Here is an 18,555-nt window from a genome sequence, read left to right as displayed (position 1 = left end):
AAAATTATATTTAAAAAAAAGCAGCAATAGGTTTACCCCATTGCTGCCTAAATCAGATTAAAAACTATTACTGCGCTTTAGCCGCCCACAGTGCCGCATTTAAATGCAACGCCGGGTGCGATGTAAAACCTGATGGCGAATCGCCCGACCATCCGTTAAACAAGCTATCGCCGGTATCACCTGTACCGTCATCAGATGGTGAACTATCACCAATAAAGAAAACCCTGCCGCTACCATATGTTGAAAGCAATGCCATTACATTGGCATTACCGCCGTTGGTGGCGCTATTACGCCAGAACAGACCCTGTACATTGGCATTATTGGCAGGTGTTAAAGTTGCTGTAGAGCCATTGTAAAATGCAAGTTTGGAAGCCGCGCCCGCTGCACCGTTTAAAACTACTTGCGCGTTGGCATTTGTACCTGTATATACATTGGTAGACGGCCCTTCGCTGATATCAACGTAGTTAATTGTAAAGCCAAAAGGGTTGTTATTATTGATGCCGTTATTGGTCATCAGATCATTCCAAACACGGGGCGAATCATAACCATCGCCATCACGATCTGATGGGTTGTAACCATTTGAATCTGTACCTGCTGTAGTGGCGGCTGTATGGTCGGCAACCATTACCAACCCACCACCATTGCTTACAAAGTTCATAATAGCTGTTTTTTCGGCAGCAGTAAATAAACGGTTAGGTTCTACAACCACAAACACATCGTAATTGCTTAGATCCTGCACATTTGAGCTGTTACCATAAGTAATTGCCGTACCGGAAGGTAACGATTCTACCAACTCGCCTTTTTTAACCAGTTCAACCGCCCAGGCCGACATAGCACCTTTCCAATAGCTTTCGCTGGTTGATGCAGTAATACCTGTATAAGATGGCGTAGGGAAACGCTGAGCTTTGGTTTCTACAGTTGTACCGCCGGTATATATCGATACATTTTCGGTACCATCAGCATCAATTTGCCAATCGGCACTGCCTGCGTTTTCTAAATGGCTGGCATCAAATAAAAATTTCTTCCCGGCAATAACTGTACCGCCGCCTGTGCCACCACCACCGGCGTTATCGTTTACGGTGATATCATCAATGTTGACACGGTTAGTACCACCGCTTAACTTGCGGATCTCTAAACGTACATTCCCGGTTTGGGTAATGGTAAAGGTTGTTAAAGTTAGAGACGCCGTTGTAGTAACCGCCGCACCCGATTGTGCCCAGGTACTTCCGCCGTTTACCGAATAAAACAAGCCCCAGGTGCTCGCTACATCGCCGCTATAAGTTGCCGACTTTAACGTTACCGTACTCATACCGGTGGTAACATCAAAAAGCATGGTTATTTTACCCGTGTTACGAATGCGCGCCGACCATGACCCCACTTTTTGATCGGCCGCTAAATTACCTATCAGCGCGTCATATAAATTCCATGTACTGCCGGATAAAATAACGTCATCGCCGCCCGATGAACCGGTTGGCGATACATCATACGCTGTTTTTGGGCTGGTAGCACCAACTTCAAACCCCTGCGTTAAGGATACAGCTTCTGTTTTTAAAGATGCTGATGGCTTAACCCCGGCTGCTAATGATGTTGCATCTGTTTTAACACTTTCGCTTTTCTGGCAACCTGCTGCCAATAAACCCGCCGCAAATAATGCGATAAACGATAATTTCAGTTTAGTAAAATGAGACATGTTTTATTTTTTAGTTAAATTTTGATTTCGTTTGACTTAATTATACAAACAAATCTCTATAATTTCTTTCAACAAGTTATACACTTATTATTAACTTATTATTAAGTTATTTACAAGTTTAATTTAACCAAAAAACATCTAAAAACATCTAAAAACAAAAAGGCCGCCCTAAGGCAGCCCGCTTGTATGATTAGTTAATTAATAGTTCGAGATTGCAATCACTCTCACAAACCTATTTCATATCTCGTCTCAAATCTTACTCACCCGCATTCACAAATACAAAGTTATTATCAAACATATCCAGCTTAATCTTGCTATCACGATCCACCTTGCCGGCCAGGATCTGTTTTGATAGCTCGTTCAGTATTTTCTTTTGGATAACCCTTTTTAACGGACGGGCACCAAACTGCGGGTCGTAACCCAATTGCGCCAGCCAATCTAAGGCTTCTTCAGTCGCATCTATGGTTACCCCCATTTCGGCAAGTGTTTGTTGTACCTGCCTAAACTGCAGTTTCACAATATCTCCTATCTCGTCCCTGCTTAGCGGGGTAAACATAATGATCTCGTCTATCCGGTTTAAAAACTCGGGGCGGATGGTTGCACGTAACACCGTAAACAATTCATTTTTGGTTTTGGCGATCACTTCATCACGGTTATTATCCTCCAACTCAGAGAAGTTCTCCTGAATGATGTTTGAACCTATGTTGGATGTCATGATGATGATGGTGTTCTTAAAGTTAACCACGCGGCCTTTGTTATCGGTTAAGTGACCATCATCAAGCACCTGTAGCAATATGTTAAATACATCCGGGTGCGCTTTCTCTATCTCATCCAGCAATACCACGCTGTACGGTTTACGGCGAACGGCTTCGGTTAACTGGCCGCCTTCATCATAACCCACGTATCCCGGAGGGGCACCTATCAATCTTGAAACAGAGTGGCGCTCCTGGTACTCGCTCATGTCGATCCGCACCAATGAGTTTTCATCATTAAACAAGTATTCTGCAAGGGCTTTGGCAAGCTCGGTTTTACCCACACCTGTTGTACCTAAAAAGATAAACGAGCCGATTGGCTTACGCTTATCCTGCAAACCTGCACGGCTTCGGCGGATAGCATCGCTTATTGCTTCAATAGCTTCCTCTTGCCCTGCCACACGTTTGTGCAGTTCGGCTTCCAGGCTCAGTAATTTCTCGCGTTCGCTTTGGATCATTTTACTCACCGGGATGCCTGTCCATCGGCTTACCACACCGGCAATATCGTCGGCGGTAACTTCCTCTTTCAGCATGCGGTTATCGTCCTTATTTTCGGCCAGGGCCTCTTTAAGCTTATCCACTTCACGCTGTGCATCAACGATGGTACCATAGCGTAATTCGGCTACTTTACCGTAATCTCCGGCGCGTTCGGCTTGTTCGGCTTCCAGTTTATAATTTTCGATCTGCACAACCTTTTGGTTTATGCCGTCTACAATATCTTTTTCGCCCTGCCATTTAGCACGTAACGAATCACGGTCGGCAGATAAGTTAGCGATCTCTTCGCTAAGTTCTTTTACTTTGTGGTCGTTCTTTTCGCGTTTGATAGCTTCGCGCTCAATTTCCAGCTGCATAATACGGCGTTCCAGCTCATCTACCACTTCAGGTACCGAATCCATTTCTAAACGCAATTTAGAAGCGGCCTCATCCATCAGGTCAATTGCCTTATCCGGCAGGAACCTGTCAGAAATATAGCGCTGCGACATTTCTACCGCGGCAATAATAGCCTCGTCCTTAATGCGTACTTTATGGTGTGCTTCATAACGTTCCTTCAATCCCCGTAATATAGAGATTGCATCAGCAGTATCCGGCTCGCCAACCATCACCTTTTGGAAACGGCGTTCGAGCGCTTTATCCTTCTCTACGTATTTCTGGTACTCGTTAAGCGTGGTTGCACCAATAGCGCGTAATTCGCCACGGGCCAGGGCCGGTTTCAGGATGTTTGCGGCATCCATAGCACCTTCGCCACCACCTGCACCAACCAGGGTGTGGATCTCATCGATAAACAATACAATCTCGCCATCGCCCTGGATAACTTCTTTAATAACGGCTTTAAGGCGTTCTTCAAACTCACCTTTATATTTGGCACCGGCTATCAGTGCGCCCATATCCAGCGAGTAAACGGTTTTGGTTTTTAGGCTCTCGGGCACGTCACCTTTGATGATCCTGAAGGCGATACCTTCGGCAATAGCGGTTTTACCTACACCAGGCTCGCCAACCAATATCGGGTTGTTTTTGGTACGGCGCGACAGGATCTGGATCACCCGACGGATTTCCTCATCACGACCTATCACCGGGTCGAGTTTACCGCTTTCGGCATAATCGTTAAGGTTACGGGCGTATTTGTTAAGGGCGTTGTAAGATGCTTCGGCGTTTTGGTCGGTAACCTTGCTGTCGCCGCGTAAACTGGTAATTGCTTTTTTAAGGTCTTTTTCATTTACGCCTGCATCCTTTAAGTCACCGGCAGCTTTGTTGCTGCCACTTAAGATGCCTAATAGTATATGTTCTACAGATACAAACTCATCCTTAAATTCTTTAAGGTAAGCATTCGCTTTTTGTAATGCTGAATTTACGCCTGATGCAAGGTAAACATCGCTCCCGCTCACTTTTGGGAAGGATGCGATTTGGGTATCAAGCGTTTCGTTTAACCTGTTTAGGTTAACGTTTAGTTTTTTCAGGAGGTAGGTAATAACGTTCTCGTCAACCAATAAAAGCCCTTTTAAGAGGTGCGCTGGCTCAATAGCTTGTTGCTGGTTGCCTGTCGCAATTTCGGATGCCTTTTGTACGGCTTCCTGGGCTTTTATGGTAAAGTTGTTAAAATTCATAGTATTAAGATATGCTCAAAACAATTGCCACATCCGTATTTATGAACAAATGGCATTCAATTTTAAACTGAGCAGACAATTTGTCAATACAGTTTACGATTTGGTGGATGATTTGTCGCATTTTTGAGTAAGGGATTAAATAAATTGATATTTTTGGGCAACCCCTAAATTAAACCGAATTGGAAACGCACTTTTTCACCAAACTATCTCTTAAGTACAGTGCTGCTTACCGCAACTATTATACTTATCAGAACCTGCAGGGTGTGCGTACCGCCAGCTTTATCTTCCTAACGCTGAACATCATCATCAGGATCCTTTACCACGTTTTCCCGGAGAGTTTAACCAAGGCGCAAAACTTCCCCGAGTTTAATCTGATCAACTGGATATTTATTATTGTAACCCCATTTTTTTACCTCATAAGCCATTTACTGGCGGTAAATATGCGCCGCACCAAACACGCCACAGCAGGCATGGCTCTGTTTGTTTTCATATTCTCGCTGTACATTATCTGCTGCGGAATGTACTCCAGCTTTATCTCCACATCCGACCCAAGTAACGCGCTTACCCTTTACCTGATAGCCCTGAGTATTGTAAGCGTGCTTTTTGTGTTCGAATACTATGAAACTATTGTGCTGCTTATAGGCATCGAGATGTTGTTTACCATGATGCTTTTTCACGCGCAGGTAAGCGCAACTGAAATGACTTACAACCAAATGATCTCGGCCATATTACTTGCCGGTTTCTATTTAACATCAAGATACTTTTTCTCGTACAAAGCCAGCTATTACGGGCAGATAGTAGAGATTCGCCAGAAGAACGAGGAGATCAACAAGGCTAACCAGTTCAAGAACCAGGTTTTAGGAACAGTAGCGCACGACCTGCGCAACCCCATAGCAGCGGTAGAATCATTAGCGATGATGATGGAACTGGAAGATATTGACGAGGACACCCAGGACAGCCTGAACATGATGCGCCAATCGTGCGTAAAGGCCCGTACTATTATCGACGACCTGTTGGATGCCGCCCGTAACGAGAACCTGAACTCGTTTGAAACCACCCGCACAGAGATGAACAAGTGCCTGCAAAACATTGTAAACACCTGGAAGGTACAGATCATCAGCGGCAATAAAGTGGTTTTTACCAGCGACGTGAAAGATATTTACGCACAGATAAGCCTCGAAAAATTTCCGAGAGTGATAGATAACCTCATCAGCAACGCGCTAAAATTCTCTAAGGATACCGATAACGTGGAGCTATCACTCAACCGCCTAAAAAACAACATCGTTATTAAGGTTAAAGATCGAGGAATGGGTATCCCCAAAGAGATGCTGCCAAACCTGTTCGAGCGTTTTAGCGGTGCCGGCCGTACCGGGCTCAAGGGCGAGCAATCTACCGGCATAGGTTTGAGTATTGTAAAGGATATTGTAGAAAGCCACGGCGGTAAAATCGCGGTAGAAAGTGTTGAGGGAAAAGGCAGTACGTTCACAATTATGCTGCCAATGGTGGAGTAGTCAGTTGGCAGAGTGTCCCACTATATATTACACAAAGCAATATGATTTATAAGTAATTAAAAATCAGATGATTGCATAATATTAAATTTATTCCTAATTAAAGTAAAACTTTTTAATAATAAACTTAACTAATTATAAATTAAATATTTATAATTTTCAGTCAGGTGTCTCATCGCTTTCTAAATGGGACGGAATGAGACACCTCAAATCAACGATTTTAACAGGATTTAAAACACTTTATTTCGACTTTAAAACGCCGAACTTTCTACCCGTTTTGTCTTAGCAGGGTATCACAACGTGCCGCGTTAATGATTGGCAGAACCCTCTGTCGAGAGCCCCCTGCGAAGACGGGCAATTTGCGAAGACGGGCAATTTTAAAAATCCGAAACCGTACATCTAAAATCCGAAATACTAATTTTCCTCCTCGCTCCCTCCAACAAAAAATTTCTTGTTAAAATTCACCAAATAAAGCTCATTAGTAGCACGGGTGCAGGCGGTATAAAACCAACGGAGAAAATCGGTATTCACCATTTCATCCGTAAGGTAGCCCTGGTCAACAAATACGGCTTCCCATTGGCCGCCCTGGGCTTTGTGGCAGGTAATGGCGTAGGCAAACTTAACCTGCAGGGCATTGTAATATGGGTTTAACTTAAGCTCGTTATGTTTGGCTCGTTTGTTTGGGATATGGTCGTAATCCTTCATCGCCTCCAGGTAAAAGCGCTTTTGGTCGATAGATTGTAGGGCGGGCGCTTCAGAATACAGGGTATCCAGCAATATCTTACAATCCAGCACAGGGTCTTCGGCGTAATCAATAAACTCCAATTGCACATCGGCAAATCTAAAGCCATACATTTCCTCTATTCGGCGCACCTTTTTCACCCGGGCAATATCACCATTGGCAATAAAACCCGTACTGCCCTCCTCCTGGCCTTCCAGCCAAAAGTAATTGTTCTTAACCACCATCAGCTGGTCGCCGCCGGTAAGTTCCTCTTCGCGCATTAATATACGCCCACGAATTTGCCGGTTGTACAGGTTGGCGTTCTTATTACTGCGGCAAATAATAAGCGTACTATCGTACCCGTATTTGCTGTAGGCATAGTTAAGGCCGTCCTCCAGCAACTCGCTGCTCATGCGGTAAACATCTTTATAGCCTTTGGTTACAATCTGCGGCATTACTTCTTTACCCTGCCTTATAATGTCCCTCACCTTGGTTACATTATATAATATGCCCGAATCCTTTTGCTGCCTTAGCACATCCGTAAGTTCGTAAGTATGAATGGTGAGGCCGTAATCGGCCTTCATCAGGTTAGCATCCAGCGCGGGGCTATCGTCTGCACCAACGGGCGGTAACTGGGCGGTATCGCCTACCAGCATCAGCTTACAATTCTTTTCGTTGTAAACGTAGGTAACCAGGTCATGCAGCAGGGTTTCGCGGTTGTTGCCGGTTAGCTCGTCAGATATCATGGAGGCCTCGTCAATAATAAAAAGCGTATTGGTGCTCATATTATCGGCTATCATAAAAGATTCGTCCACATTCAATGCCGACTTTTTACGATAAATACGCTTGTGTATAGTAAACGCCTTGCGGCCGCTGTAATTGGTGATCACTTTGGCTGCACGGCCTGTTGGCGCCAGCAGTACTGCCTTTAAATTATAGTTGGGCAGGGCTTTTACCAGCGCGCCAAGTACCGTTGTTTTACCTGTACCGGCGTAACCCTTCAGGATAAAGCAGTCGTTCTGCTCGTCGCTGCCCAGAAATTTATCCAGTTTGGAAAAAAGTTCCAGTTGTTGCGGTGTAGGCTCATGCGGGAAACCCTGGCGGATATGATCAATTATTGGCACACACAAAAATAGCCAACTATTTAAGAAGAACTTCCATATGTTCGTTTTTTAAACTACTATCCATTTTACAGGCCATTTCGTAATAATTTTTAGCAACATCTTTCAGTTTCTTATCACTAGAGATTTAGAGGGGGCTTCTTTAAAGGGGCGATATAATATTCACCCTATTCGTAAACATGGGCGTGGTAAGGTTGTTAATTACATGATCCGGAAAAAATATTATCTTGATTCCAAATTAAAAAGCGCCTTATTTTAATTTAAACGCACTTTTTATTTTCTGGAAATTGGTGTTTTGTCCCTTTTTGTCCCCGCAAAAATCCCCGCAAAAAGGGACTGAAATCTGCACAAAAAACATCAAAAACGGCGTTTTTGAACAAAAGCAAATTCTTTTTAGTGAACGGATTAACAGAAAAAATTATGATTTATTTTTACTTTATTATTCTAAAATCTCTTGCCTGATAGTTTGTAGTTACCGTAAAATCTAAATCAAACTCACGTTTTCTTACCCTGTTAATGCTTGTTAAAATCGCTTCATGTAGTAGCCTATAGTCAGATTCAAAAACAGCATCAGCTAATAAGGTAATCACAAACTTACCATCCGTTAACCTTATCAGGTTCTTATAGCGTTCTGGCAGTTCTTGTTTGAGGTAGATAAGTACCCGGTTTAAATAGTCTTTCATTTTATAGTTATAATATCTTGTAACCGGGTGGTATACTTAGGGCTTAGATGTTCCTGCTTCATTTTCCATTCTCTTAAAAAACCCTGCTGCGCTGACCTAACCGTATCCCTGCCGTTAAGACGGTTTATCTTATCAACCTTTTTGATTATCTCGATCTCTTTATTTCGGGCGTTCGCATGAAAGAGGTTTTGAGTACCGTCTGAATTATCACGAAGGTCTGTCAGCATAACCCCAACACGTTTATAAAGGTAACCTTTACGGTAAATAACCTTAAGACCTTCTACAGCCCGTTTAATAAGGTACGGTGTATAATCAGTAGGTACGTCACACACGGTAGTAATTTCAGGAAAGTACTGAGCATCCGTCTTAGAGAAATTATTTGTTCCTAACCAAACACGTATGCCCCCGGCAACAAAGTTCTGTTTACGTAGCTTTTCGGCAACCCGTGCAGTGTAGTTTGCTAAAGCCTCCGCAATAGGTTCAAATTCTGTTTGGTAGATACCAAAGCTTTTTTGTGATGCTATGTTCTGCTTATCCGGTTGTATTAATTCCAAGGGAATGCAACTTAACCCCTGCAACTCATAAACGGTACGCTGCAAAACAACGCTGAAATTAGCTTTCGCCCAGGCCGGGTCAATTAACGATAAATCATAAGCAGTAACAATCCCTTTCTTATTCAGCTTTGCGGTGATACGCCCCCCTACACCCCAAACGTCATTTACGTTGGTAGCCTTCAAGGCAGCAACACGCTTTTCTTCTGTATCGATGATGTACACCCCAATTTCACGGTACTTCTTTTTTGCTATACGGTTAGCAAGTTTAGCAAGTGTCTTAGTTTCCGCTATGCCAATTGATACTGGAACACCTGACCAGTGAGATATCTTATCTCTGGCATCCTTAACATAGTTGAACAGGTTGCGGTAAATAAAGCCCTTACAGCTTACAAATGATTCATCTATGCTGTAGTCTTCAACGTCTTTAAAGAAGCCCCGTATAATTGATTTAATGCGCTTCGACATATCGCCGTAAAGGGTGTAGTTACTGCTAAAGCCACGTATGTTATGCTGCTTCATCAACCTCTTAATTTCAAAGATGGGTACAGCCATATCTATACCTAATACTTTAGCTTCTTCTGACCGGGCTATTATTGCACCGTCGTTGTTGGAGAATACAACCACTGGTAACCCTTTCAGTGAAGAGTCAAAATTGCGCTCACACGAAGCGTAGAAATTGTTGCAATCAATAATTCCAATCACGGCTTCTGTTCTTTATATCCTGCATCACGAATGTGATTACACCCCAAATCCTGAAATCAGTTAATTCTTGAATTATGATAGGTTTATAATCAGGGTTAGCGGATAATAGCCGTATACCCTGCAAGTCATCTATGTGTAGGATTTTGGCGTTAAACTCACCATCAATAGCACATACAACTAAATCCCGGTGTTCCGGTTTAAGGCTCTTATCAATGACAGCAATGTCACCTTCATAAATACAAACATCCTTTAAGGAATGCCCGGTTATCCTACCTAAGAACGTACTTGCGGCATTAGCTATGCAAACGTCATCAAGGCTTAAACATTCTTCTAAGTAATCATCAGCAGGGCTGGGAAATCCTGCCTGAATAGAAGAAAGAAATAACGGCAGTTCCGTTTCCGACTTTTTAAATTTATAAATCTGAAGATTCGTTGAACTTTTCACAATTACAAAAATGCTAATATTATTAGTACAAAACCAAGTAATGTTAAAAGATTATATTTTGAAGACACACCTACACGATGAAAAAATAGTTTTGTTATTCTTACAACGATTAGCCGTATATGATTTTTTTAAAATGAGTGAGCAGATAGTTTGAATTAGTTAACTGGTATTTTTACTTAGGAAAAAAAAGTCTTCCCTACCGGGGGAGATTTAGAGGGGGCTTCTTTTAAAGGAGCGATATAATATTCACCCTATTCGTAAACATGGGCGCGGTAAGGATGTTAATTACATAATCGGGAAAAAATATTACTTTTGTTAACCCGCATGAGCGAACACAGACACCACTATACCAGCGACGACCTAAGCCTTACACAGGCCCACAGCTACACCCTGTTGTTACAGGTTGATGTAAACAGCTTTTGTTATGCCGTTATTAACGGTAAGCAACTACTGTCATGGGGCGAAAATTATTCGCTTAATGAACTGCGCGACCCGCAGCAGCTGCGCGATATTTTAACCGCCAAATATAACCTGGTAGTTACCGGCTTGCAAGCCACGGGTTTCACCCTGTTGCCCGAAGTCCTTTTTGAGAAAGGCCGCCTTGCCGATATTGCCCGCCTGCTTGACGTTACCGATACCGAAAAGGTAAAATGCGAAAAGATAGACAGCACAAACATCATTATTTACAAAGTTGACGAAGTTTTAACCTACGCTATAAAAGACCTGGATAACCAAAACGTTATCCACAATGATGCAGGGTTTATTAAAGCTATATCCCAAAACTACCCGCTAAGTACCGATCTGTATCTGAACATTGGTAATGATACCGTATCGTTTGTAAATTTCACCAATAGCAGCCTTCGTTTTTACAATACCTTTAAATTTAAAAGCCACGAAGATCTGGCTTATTTCAGCGCGTTGGTAACCACCGAATTAGGCATCCAGCCCGATAAGATTAATTTGATCATCAGCGGCGACATTAACGATACCGACCGTTACTTTTTATACCTGAAAGGCTTTTTTGGCGAAGTAAAACTGAATAATATTTCGGTTTTAGACCTGCCACACCGCACCGAATCTCATAAAATTTTAGGCCTTGCCGCTCTATCGCTATGCGCATCATCGGTGGAAAATTAAAGGGTTTGAGGCTTAACCCGCCAAAAAACCTACCCGTACGCCCCACTACCGATCTTGCAAAGGAAGCGCTTTTCAACATCCTGCAAAACCAGATAGAATTTGAGGACATTAAAGTGCTGGACCTGTTTAGCGGTACCGGCAACATTGCCATGGAATTTGCATCCCGCGGAGCGGAAAAAGTTACCGGGGTTGACCGCGCCATACAATGCGTACATTACCTTAAAGATGCATCGCGCCAGCACGGATTGGATAACATTGAGGTTTTTAAAGCCGATGTTTTTAAATACCTGGCTATGGAAACCGAGCAGTACGACCTCATCTTCGCCGACCCACCTTACGACCTGAACCAGATTCCCGAGATCCCCAAAATAGTGTTTGAGAAAAACCTGCTTGTAGTGGGCGGTATGCTGATAGTTGAGCATCAAAGCATGCAAAACCTAAGCAACCACCCGGCTTTTACAGAGCAGCGCAAATACGGGCACTCGTCGTTCTCGTTCTTTAAAGCCTAAACCTAATATGCCCGTCATGAATAATAGAATAAGAAACCTTGAGGTATCCATCTTATCTAATAACTGGTACATTTTAAAAAAAGCCACTTTTGATTATTTAGGGAACGACGGCACGTGGGGAAGTTTCGCGCGCGAGGTTTACGACCGCGGCAACGGCGCTACCATTTTGCTTTATAACAAGGCCAATAAAACAGTAATACTTACCAGCCAGTTTAGGATGCCAACTTATTTGAACGGCAATGCAGATGGCTACATGATAGAGGCCTGCGCAGGTTTGCTTGACCTTGATAACCCGGAAGACTGTATAAGGCGCGAAACCGAGGAAGAAACCGGCTACAAGATAACATCGGTACAAAAAGCATTTGAGGCGTACATGTCGCCCGGCTCTGTTACCGAAATATTATACTTTTTTACCGCCGAATACACCAATGATATGAAGGTGAGCGATGGCGGCGGCCTTGCAGAAGAAACCGAGAATATTGAAGTGATGGAAATACCCTTCGCCAAAGCACTGGAGATGGTAAAAACCGGCGGGATAAAAGATGCGAAGACCATTATGCTGCTGCAATACGCGCAGATAAATGGGTTGGTGTAATTTGTTGGTAACAACACCAGTGCGGACGAAACGAGAATATCATAAATCCGCGGGTCATTGCGCGGTTAATGATCGCAAATGTGCGGAGTTTGTTATCACAATTATTAATTACTTTTGAATAAGCAACAGCAGTATCACCTATATGAAAATAGCACTTTTCCCCGGCTCGTTTGACCCGGTTACCAAAGCCCACGTTGATATTGTAAAACGAAGTGTAAGTTTGTTTGATAAGGTTTATATAGGCATCGGGGTAAACAGTACCAAGCAAGGCCTGCTTAGCGTTGGCAAACGCGAGGATATGCTGCGGGCAGTGTTCGCACATGACGACCGCATCCACATTGTAGCTTACGAAGGCCTAACCGTTGAGTTTTGTAAAAGTATCGGTGCCGATTACATGATCCGGGGCATCCGTACCGTATCCGATTTTGAATATGAGAAAGCTATAGCCCAGATGAACCATGCGCTTGAGCCCGAAATTGAAAGTATATTTATTGTAAGCAAACCGGGGTATTCCAGCATCAGCTCGAGCATTGTACGCGAGATCATTCGCTACAATGGTGATGTTGCTCAGTTTATTCCGAAAGAAGCCCTACCGTATTTGTAATCAGCTCCTCTTTCTCCAGCACATCAATTATTGACGGGAAAGTATTGTTTACGATAGTCTGTACGTCTTCCTTTTTAAACCAGCGTACATCGGTAATGCCTTCTTCTAACTGGGGTACCAGTTTAGCCTTACCTTTATAGGTCATTTTAAACCAATGGGTTTTCTTTAGCACTACCTCGCCTTTGTAAATATAAGTGTGGTAAGTTTTGCAGATCTTTTCTTCCAGCTTATTAACCTTAATGCCACACTCCTCTTCCACTTCGCGTACGGCGGCAATTTTGGTTTTTTCTTTCTTCTCTATCTTACCCTTTGGCAGGTCCCATTTATCGTTACGGTAAATAAAAAGGTGTTCGCCGTGTTGGTTGGTCACCAATCCGCCCGCTGCTTCTATCAAATAATTTGCTTTGATCACCTTTTTCAGGAAAGCCGTGGCATCATCGCAAAGCACATAAAATAATTTGCAGGGCTGTTTATCTACCCAGTGGTAAACAATTTTCAGATCAAAGTGCTCAGCATCAATCTTTTGATAATGAGATGAAACTTTGGGTGTTTTCACGGTTAGCAAAATCACTTTTTCGTTAATATAAATTCTGTATTTTTGAGCCATGTATACCAATAGTGAGACCGAACAGCAGGTCGCGGAATTCCTGCTGCAAATTAAAGCAATAAAATTACAACCTAATAATCCTTTTACATGGGCTTCGGGCTGGAAATCACCCATATATTGCGATAACCGGGTAACACTATCACATCCTACCATCCGTACTTACATCCGCCAGCAACTAACATCAGCCATCCAGGAGCAATTTGGTTCGGTTGGTTGTATTGCAGGCGTTGCTACTGCGGGCATCCCGCAGGGCACGTTAGTAGCGCAGGAAATGGGCTTACCATTCATTTACGTACGTGCGAAAGCAAAAGAGCACGGCACGGGCAGCCTTATCGAGGGAGAGATTTCTCCGGGCCAGCGTGTGGTGGTTATCGAGGACCTGATATCGACAGGTAAAAGCAGCTTACAAGCCGTTAACGCTTTGCGCGATGCCGGCTATACCGTTGCAGGCCTTGCCGCTATTTTCAGCTATGGCTTTGATATAGCTGCCGATAACTTTAAAGAAGCTAAATGCCCGTTTATTACATTATCTAACTACAACGCGCTTTTAAAATACGCCGAAGAGCACAGCTATATATCTGCTGCTGATACCGCGGTATTAAAAGAATGGCGCGCACAACCCTCCACCTGGGGACAATAATATTTTACTATGAGTGTTTTTGAAAGTACCGTTACCGTAAATAAACCGGTAGCACAGGTATATGCTTTTTTGGCTGATATGAACAATCATCGCCAACTGATGCCCGATAACATCGAGGATTGGGAGTCAACTGCCGATGTAGCCAGTTTTAACATCCAAAACATTACAAAACTTTCGATAAAGATTGAGGAGCGTGTGGCTAATAGCCTGGTGAAAATAATCCCGGCAGAAAAACCACCGTTTGATATGGAACTAATATGGGAATTAAGCGAGGTTGATGGGGATACCCAAGCCGCTTTTACCATTACCGCCGACCTGAATATGTTAATGAAGATGCTTGCCTCGGGGCCGCTGCAAAAGCTTGTTGATGAGGAAACAACTAACTTAGCAAAGCTGCTAAGTTAGTTGAACCACACTTTCGGGGGTGGGTATGATCTTTTCACCTTTAAGTGCTGCACTACTACTAATGCATTCACGATAAACAGACTTATTACTACAATAATCATAAAGTTTAAATTAGGGTTTAAATACTTTTACGTGTAATATTAATCAATTGTTACTCCGGAAATTTAATCTATGCATTTTGAAGGCTGTAATAAAAAAACACGTGGGGAATTGTGTAGAATGGCATCCTCATCCCCTGTCGCACTTTGTGCATTTTTATCTCAAAGAAATTATTCTACAGCCAAATTACGCGCGGGTTTAAATAAATTAAGTATTTACCGTATTTTTGCGCAAAATAAAAGTACAGCATGATAACGGTATCTAATCTATCCCTTCGTTACGGAAAACGCACCCTTTTTGAAGATGTTAACCTTAAGTTTAGCCAGGGCAATTGCTATGGCGTAATTGGGGCTAACGGCGCGGGTAAGTCTACGTTTATGAAGATCCTTTCGGGCGAGATAGACCCAAGCAGCGGAACGGTTAGCTTTACCCCCGGCGAGCGTATGGCCGTGTTAAGCCAGGACCATTACGCTTACGATGAATTTACCGTGTTAGAAACCGTAATGATGGGCCACAAAGAAATGTACGCCATCATGAAGGAGAAAGATGCTATTTACCTGAAAGAAGATTTTAGCGATGCCGATGGCGAACGTGCAGGCGATCTGGAAAACCTTTTTGCCGAAATGGATGGGTGGAATGCCGAGAGCAATGCCGCTACCCTGCTAAGCAACTTAGGCATTAAAGAAGAGTTCCATTATAGCTTGATTAAAAACCTTGACAACACCCAAAAGGTACGTGTGTTATTAGCACAGGCCCTTTTTGGCAAACCCGATATTTTGTTACTGGATGAGCCTACGAATGACCTGGACATCCACACCATTACCTGGCTGGAAGATTTCCTGGCAACGTATGAAGCTATTGTACTTGTAGTATCTCACGACAGGCACTTTTTAGATACCGTTTGTACCCACGTGGTGGATATTGATTTTGCCAAGATGAGCATCTACACTGGTAACTACACGTTTTGGTACGAAAGCAGCCAGCTGGCCTTGAAACAACGCAGCGATCAGAACAAGAAAACCGAAGAACGTGTAAAAGAGTTGCAGGAATTTATCCGCAGGTTTAGCGCGAATGCTTCAAAATCTAAACAGGCAACCAGCCGTAAAAAGGCTTTGGATAAGATCAACCTTGACGAGATCCAGCCATCGAACCGTAAATATCCCGGAATTATATTTAACAATCAAGGCCGCGAAATTGGCGACCAGGTTTTACAAACCGAAAAACTGGGTAAATCGCTTAACGGTGAAGTGCTTTTTGCCAATATTGATTTTATGGCCAATAAGGGTGATAAAATTGCCGTGCTGTCTCAGAATAGTTTGGCAACATCGGCCTTCTATGATATTTTAACCGGCCGCGATAAAGATTATAAAGGCAGCTTTAAGTGGGGCGTTACCGTAAACCTTGCGGATATCCCTATCGATAACTCATCATACTTTAAAGGTAAAGATGATAATCTTATAGACTGGCTGCGCGAATATTCGGCAGGCGAGAAAGATGATCAGTTTATCCGTGGCTTCTTAGGCCGTATGTTATTTAGCGGCGAGGAAGTGCTGAAGAAAAGCAATGTACTATCTGGTGGCGAAAAAATGCGCTGTATGTTTAGCCGCATGATGTTGCAATCGGCCAATATGCTGATACTGGACGAGCCAACCAATCACCTCGACCTGGAATCTATCACCGCGCTAAACAACGGCATGAAAGATTTTAGGGGCAACATCATCTTCACCTCGCGAGATCATGAATTGATTCAAACGGTTGCAACCCGCATCATCGAATTAACCCCCGGCGGTATAATTGATAAGCTGATGACTTACGACGAGTACATCAACAGCGACGTTGTACAAAAACAACGCGAAGAATTTTACGCTATGGCGTAACTAATTGGGCAACAAACCCGTCTTACTGTTATGAAACGGATCTTGTTTGTTGCCCTCCTTATCCTCCCATCCCTATTTGCAAACGCACAGGTTTTTGAAGGCCTTGTTAAAGATGCGAAAACCAACCTCCCTATCCCCTACGTTAACGTGGGTATAATAGGCAAAAGCGTTGGTACCGTAACCGATACCGCCGGCCGCTACAAACTAAACCTTGCAGGCCACGATGCCGATACGCTAAAACTTTCTATAATAGGCTATGCGCCTGTTACTTACAAAGTAGCATTATTTGTAAGTGATACGCATAAAACGGTATTATTGCAGCCATCCACAACGCAGCTTAAGGAGGTACGAGTAAGTAACCGCAAGTGGAAAGAAGGCATCCTGGGTAACGATTCAAGATCTGACAATAGTAACGTGGGTTTTTCTGACAACATACTTGGCCATGAAATAGGCTCGGTTATCAAAATCAAAAAATCGCCAACTTTTCTTAAAAAGTTCAACGTACACATTACTAATGCGCCGCTGTACCCGGTAAAGCTTCGCATTAATTTTTACACGGTGAAGCAAGGCATGCCAGATCAGCTCCTGCAAAACCAAAATATATACATAGATGTATTACCGGGGCAAAAAGACATCCAGGTTGATCTGCAACCCTATAGCATTTATGTTGATGATAACTTTTTTGCGGGCCTGGAGTGGGTAGCAAACTCAAAAGGCCGTGGCCTGATGTTTTCTGCGTACCTAAGCATCTTTGGCAGCGGTGCTGTTATCACCCGCGAAACCAGCCAGGCTACCTGGGAAAAGGTGAACATTGCAGGCATCGCCTTTAATGTGCTGGCCGAATATTAACCAGCCTTATTTTTCGGCTACCGCGATCCTGAATTTATTATGATAAACCACATGCCCGTTAGTTTGGGTGTGGGGTTTAATAGCTTTGGCAATAGCTTCGTACACTTTATTGAAACCGCTATGTGCAATGGCCTTGGCAACCGGCCCGGTTGCAAGCAAACCTTTAATAGCGGTTTCAACGCTTGCATAGTCCCATATGGATATCACATCCTCTACTTGCAAAGTTTTGAAACCTACTTGTTCTAATGTGGTTTCTAATAACCTGTTTTCGGTAAGTGTAAAAGGGCCACTTGCGCCGGCGGCAGGTGGAGGCAACAGATCACCAACTGCCTTTAAGTAGGTTGCAGCCTCGCAATCTTCCTTGTTGCCCCATATCATAGTTACCAGTTTACCGCCGGGCTGCAGCACACGTTTGGCCTCGATCAAAGCATTTTCTACATTTGCGGCGTATTGAAAGGAATTAAAACCACAAACGATGTTAAAAGCATCACAAGCAAAAGGTAGTTCCTCCATTTCGCCGCTAACAAAACGGATGATTGGGTTGCGTTTTTTTGCCCTGTCAATCAATCGCTCGCTGGCATCAATACCGGTAACTTTAGCCCCGGTTAAATTAACCAAGTCGCTAAATAAGCCCGAACCGCAACCTATATCCAACAATTTATCGGCAGCTGTAGGCTTCAAATAATTTATCACATAATTACAACCGGTAATACCGGTTTGTTCCTGAATGTTTGCCCAATCTTCGGCACGCTCCCCCAAAGTTTACCCTGAATATCACTTGAACCCATAATTTACTATTGATAGTATGTATTGCGATAAAATTACAAAACCGTTGTCGAATAAATAATTAGCTCAGTTATAAACTATGCATAGGGAAACTACGATTAATTGTCGGGTTAATACATGTTACAATCATTAATAATATTAAATTCTAAATATTATTTTTCAACATTTA

General features: G+C 43.2%; 17 protein-coding genes. 9 read left to right on the top strand and 8 right to left on the bottom strand.

From position 1 onward, the window contains the following. Positions 1 to 67: 67 nt before the first annotated feature. Entirely contained in the window at positions 68 to 1,690 is a 1,623-nt protein-coding gene (locus NAF17_RS04355; RefSeq protein WP_252756756.1) for a hypothetical protein, read from the bottom strand. Positions 1,691 to 1,946: 256 nt separating this feature from the next. Beyond that, complete coding sequence (clpB, locus tag NAF17_RS04350) at positions 1,947 to 4,544, bottom strand: ATP-dependent chaperone ClpB (RefSeq protein ID WP_252756755.1); 2,598 nt, start codon at positions 4,542 to 4,544, stop codon at positions 1,947 to 1,949. Between the two features lie 179 nt (positions 4,545 to 4,723). Between clpB and NAF17_RS04345 the strand changes: the two genes are divergently transcribed. Beyond that, on the top strand, positions 4,724 to 6,055 hold the full coding sequence (locus tag NAF17_RS04345) for a sensor histidine kinase (protein WP_252756754.1): 1,332 nt from the start codon (positions 4,724 to 4,726) through the stop codon (positions 6,053 to 6,055). 411 nt (positions 6,056 to 6,466) lie between these two features. On the opposite strand, the gene NAF17_RS04340 is transcribed toward NAF17_RS04345, so the two are convergent. The 4 genes from NAF17_RS04340 to NAF17_RS04325 all read right to left on the bottom strand — a co-directional run bounded on the left by NAF17_RS04340 (position 6,467) and on the right by NAF17_RS04325 (position 10,278). Next, a complete protein-coding gene (locus NAF17_RS04340; RefSeq protein ID WP_252756753.1) occupies positions 6,467 to 7,897 on the bottom strand; it encodes an ATP-dependent DNA helicase in 1,431 nt (476 codons plus the stop codon). 428 nt (positions 7,898 to 8,325) lie between these two features. Then, on the bottom strand, positions 8,326 to 8,577 hold the full coding sequence (locus NAF17_RS04335; RefSeq protein WP_252756752.1) for a hypothetical protein: 252 nt from the start codon (positions 8,575 to 8,577) through the stop codon (positions 8,326 to 8,328). Beyond that, a complete protein-coding gene (locus NAF17_RS04330; protein WP_252756751.1) occupies positions 8,574 to 9,833 on the bottom strand; it encodes a Y-family DNA polymerase in 1,260 nt (419 codons plus the stop codon). Before NAF17_RS04330 ends, NAF17_RS04335 begins: the two co-directional genes overlap by 4 nt. Then, positions 9,817 to 10,278: a LexA family protein gene (locus tag NAF17_RS04325; RefSeq protein ID WP_252756750.1), complete on the bottom strand. Its 462-nt coding sequence runs from the start codon at positions 10,276 to 10,278 to the stop codon at positions 9,817 to 9,819. Before NAF17_RS04325 ends, NAF17_RS04330 begins: the two co-directional genes overlap by 17 nt. Positions 10,279 to 10,602: 324 nt before the next feature. Between NAF17_RS04325 and NAF17_RS04320 the strand changes: the two genes are divergently transcribed. From NAF17_RS04320 to coaD, 4 genes are all read left to right on the top strand, one after another. Then, entirely contained in the window at positions 10,603 to 11,415 is an 813-nt protein-coding gene (locus NAF17_RS04320) for a DUF3822 family protein (RefSeq protein ID WP_252756749.1), read from the top strand. After that, positions 11,391 to 11,924: an RsmD family RNA methyltransferase gene (locus NAF17_RS04315; protein WP_252756748.1), complete on the top strand. Its 534-nt coding sequence runs from the start codon at positions 11,391 to 11,393 to the stop codon at positions 11,922 to 11,924. The genes NAF17_RS04320 and NAF17_RS04315 overlap by 25 nt, the downstream gene beginning before the upstream one ends. 16 nt (positions 11,925 to 11,940) lie before the next feature. Beyond that, positions 11,941 to 12,519: a GDP-mannose pyrophosphatase NudK gene (gene nudK, locus NAF17_RS04310; protein WP_252756747.1), complete on the top strand. Its 579-nt coding sequence runs from the start codon at positions 11,941 to 11,943 to the stop codon at positions 12,517 to 12,519. Between the two features lie 142 nt (positions 12,520 to 12,661). After that, positions 12,662 to 13,123 carry a pantetheine-phosphate adenylyltransferase gene (coaD, locus tag NAF17_RS04305; RefSeq protein WP_252756746.1) on the top strand — a complete coding sequence of 154 codons (462 nt, stop codon included), beginning with the start codon at positions 12,662 to 12,664 and terminating at the stop codon, positions 13,121 to 13,123. On the opposite strand, the gene NAF17_RS04300 is transcribed toward coaD, so the two are convergent. Next, the gene (locus NAF17_RS04300; protein ID WP_252756745.1) at positions 13,092 to 13,730 is read right to left on the bottom strand and encodes an NUDIX hydrolase; all 639 of its coding nucleotides are present in this window, start codon (positions 13,728 to 13,730) and stop codon (positions 13,092 to 13,094) included. The genes coaD and NAF17_RS04300 overlap by 32 nt on opposite strands. On the opposite strand from NAF17_RS04300, the gene pyrE reads away from it, so the two are divergent. From pyrE to NAF17_RS04280, 4 genes are all read left to right on the top strand, one after another. Beyond that, on the top strand, positions 13,729 to 14,370 hold the full coding sequence (gene pyrE, locus NAF17_RS04295) for an orotate phosphoribosyltransferase (RefSeq protein WP_252756744.1): 642 nt from the start codon (positions 13,729 to 13,731) through the stop codon (positions 14,368 to 14,370). The genes NAF17_RS04300 and pyrE overlap by 2 nt on opposite strands. Positions 14,371 to 14,379: 9 nt before the next feature. Next, positions 14,380 to 14,775, top strand: a complete 396-nt coding sequence (locus NAF17_RS04290; protein ID WP_252756743.1) for an SRPBCC family protein — start codon at positions 14,380 to 14,382, stop codon at positions 14,773 to 14,775. A gap of 347 nt (positions 14,776 to 15,122) precedes the next feature. Beyond that, positions 15,123 to 16,751: an ABC-F family ATP-binding cassette domain-containing protein gene (locus NAF17_RS04285; protein WP_252756742.1), complete on the top strand. Its 1,629-nt coding sequence runs from the start codon at positions 15,123 to 15,125 to the stop codon at positions 16,749 to 16,751. Positions 16,752 to 16,781: 30 nt separating this feature from the next. Next, positions 16,782 to 17,600, top strand: a complete 819-nt coding sequence (locus NAF17_RS04280; RefSeq protein ID WP_252756741.1) for a carboxypeptidase-like regulatory domain-containing protein — start codon at positions 16,782 to 16,784, stop codon at positions 17,598 to 17,600. A gap of 6 nt (positions 17,601 to 17,606) precedes the next feature. On the opposite strand, the gene NAF17_RS04275 is transcribed toward NAF17_RS04280, so the two are convergent. Continuing rightward, a complete protein-coding gene (locus NAF17_RS04275; RefSeq protein ID WP_252756740.1) occupies positions 17,607 to 18,359 on the bottom strand; it encodes a class I SAM-dependent methyltransferase in 753 nt (250 codons plus the stop codon). Positions 18,360 to 18,555 lie beyond the last annotated feature (196 nt).

This window comes from Mucilaginibacter aurantiaciroseus (assembly GCF_024055595.1).
GTDB lineage: Bacteria > Bacteroidota > Bacteroidia > Sphingobacteriales > Sphingobacteriaceae > Mucilaginibacter > Mucilaginibacter aurantiaciroseus.
This window is presented reverse-complemented; position numbering and strand designations above follow the sequence as displayed.

Coding starts and splice junctions, on each gene's coding strand:
- NAF17_RS04355 (WP_252756756.1), bottom strand. CDS start 1,690: ATGTCTCATTTTACTAAACTGAAATTATCGTTTATCGCATTATTTGCG.
- clpB (WP_252756755.1), bottom strand. CDS start 4,544: ATGAATTTTAACAACTTTACCATAAAAGCCCAGGAAGCCGTACAAAAG.
- NAF17_RS04335 (WP_252756752.1), bottom strand. CDS start 8,577: ATGAAAGACTATTTAAACCGGGTACTTATCTACCTCAAACAAGAACTG.
- NAF17_RS04320 (WP_252756749.1), top strand. CDS start 10,603: ATGAGCGAACACAGACACCACTATACCAGCGACGACCTAAGCCTTACA.
- NAF17_RS04315 (WP_252756748.1), top strand. CDS start 11,391: ATGCGCATCATCGGTGGAAAATTAAAGGGTTTGAGGCTTAACCCGCCA.
- nudK (WP_252756747.1), top strand. CDS start 11,941: ATGAATAATAGAATAAGAAACCTTGAGGTATCCATCTTATCTAATAAC.
- coaD (WP_252756746.1), top strand. CDS start 12,662: ATGAAAATAGCACTTTTCCCCGGCTCGTTTGACCCGGTTACCAAAGCC.
- pyrE (WP_252756744.1), top strand. CDS start 13,729: ATGTATACCAATAGTGAGACCGAACAGCAGGTCGCGGAATTCCTGCTG.
- NAF17_RS04300 (WP_252756745.1), bottom strand. CDS start 13,730: ATGGCTCAAAAATACAGAATTTATATTAACGAAAAAGTGATTTTGCTA.
- NAF17_RS04290 (WP_252756743.1), top strand. CDS start 14,380: ATGAGTGTTTTTGAAAGTACCGTTACCGTAAATAAACCGGTAGCACAG.
- NAF17_RS04285 (WP_252756742.1), top strand. CDS start 15,123: ATGATAACGGTATCTAATCTATCCCTTCGTTACGGAAAACGCACCCTT.
- NAF17_RS04280 (WP_252756741.1), top strand. CDS start 16,782: ATGAAACGGATCTTGTTTGTTGCCCTCCTTATCCTCCCATCCCTATTT.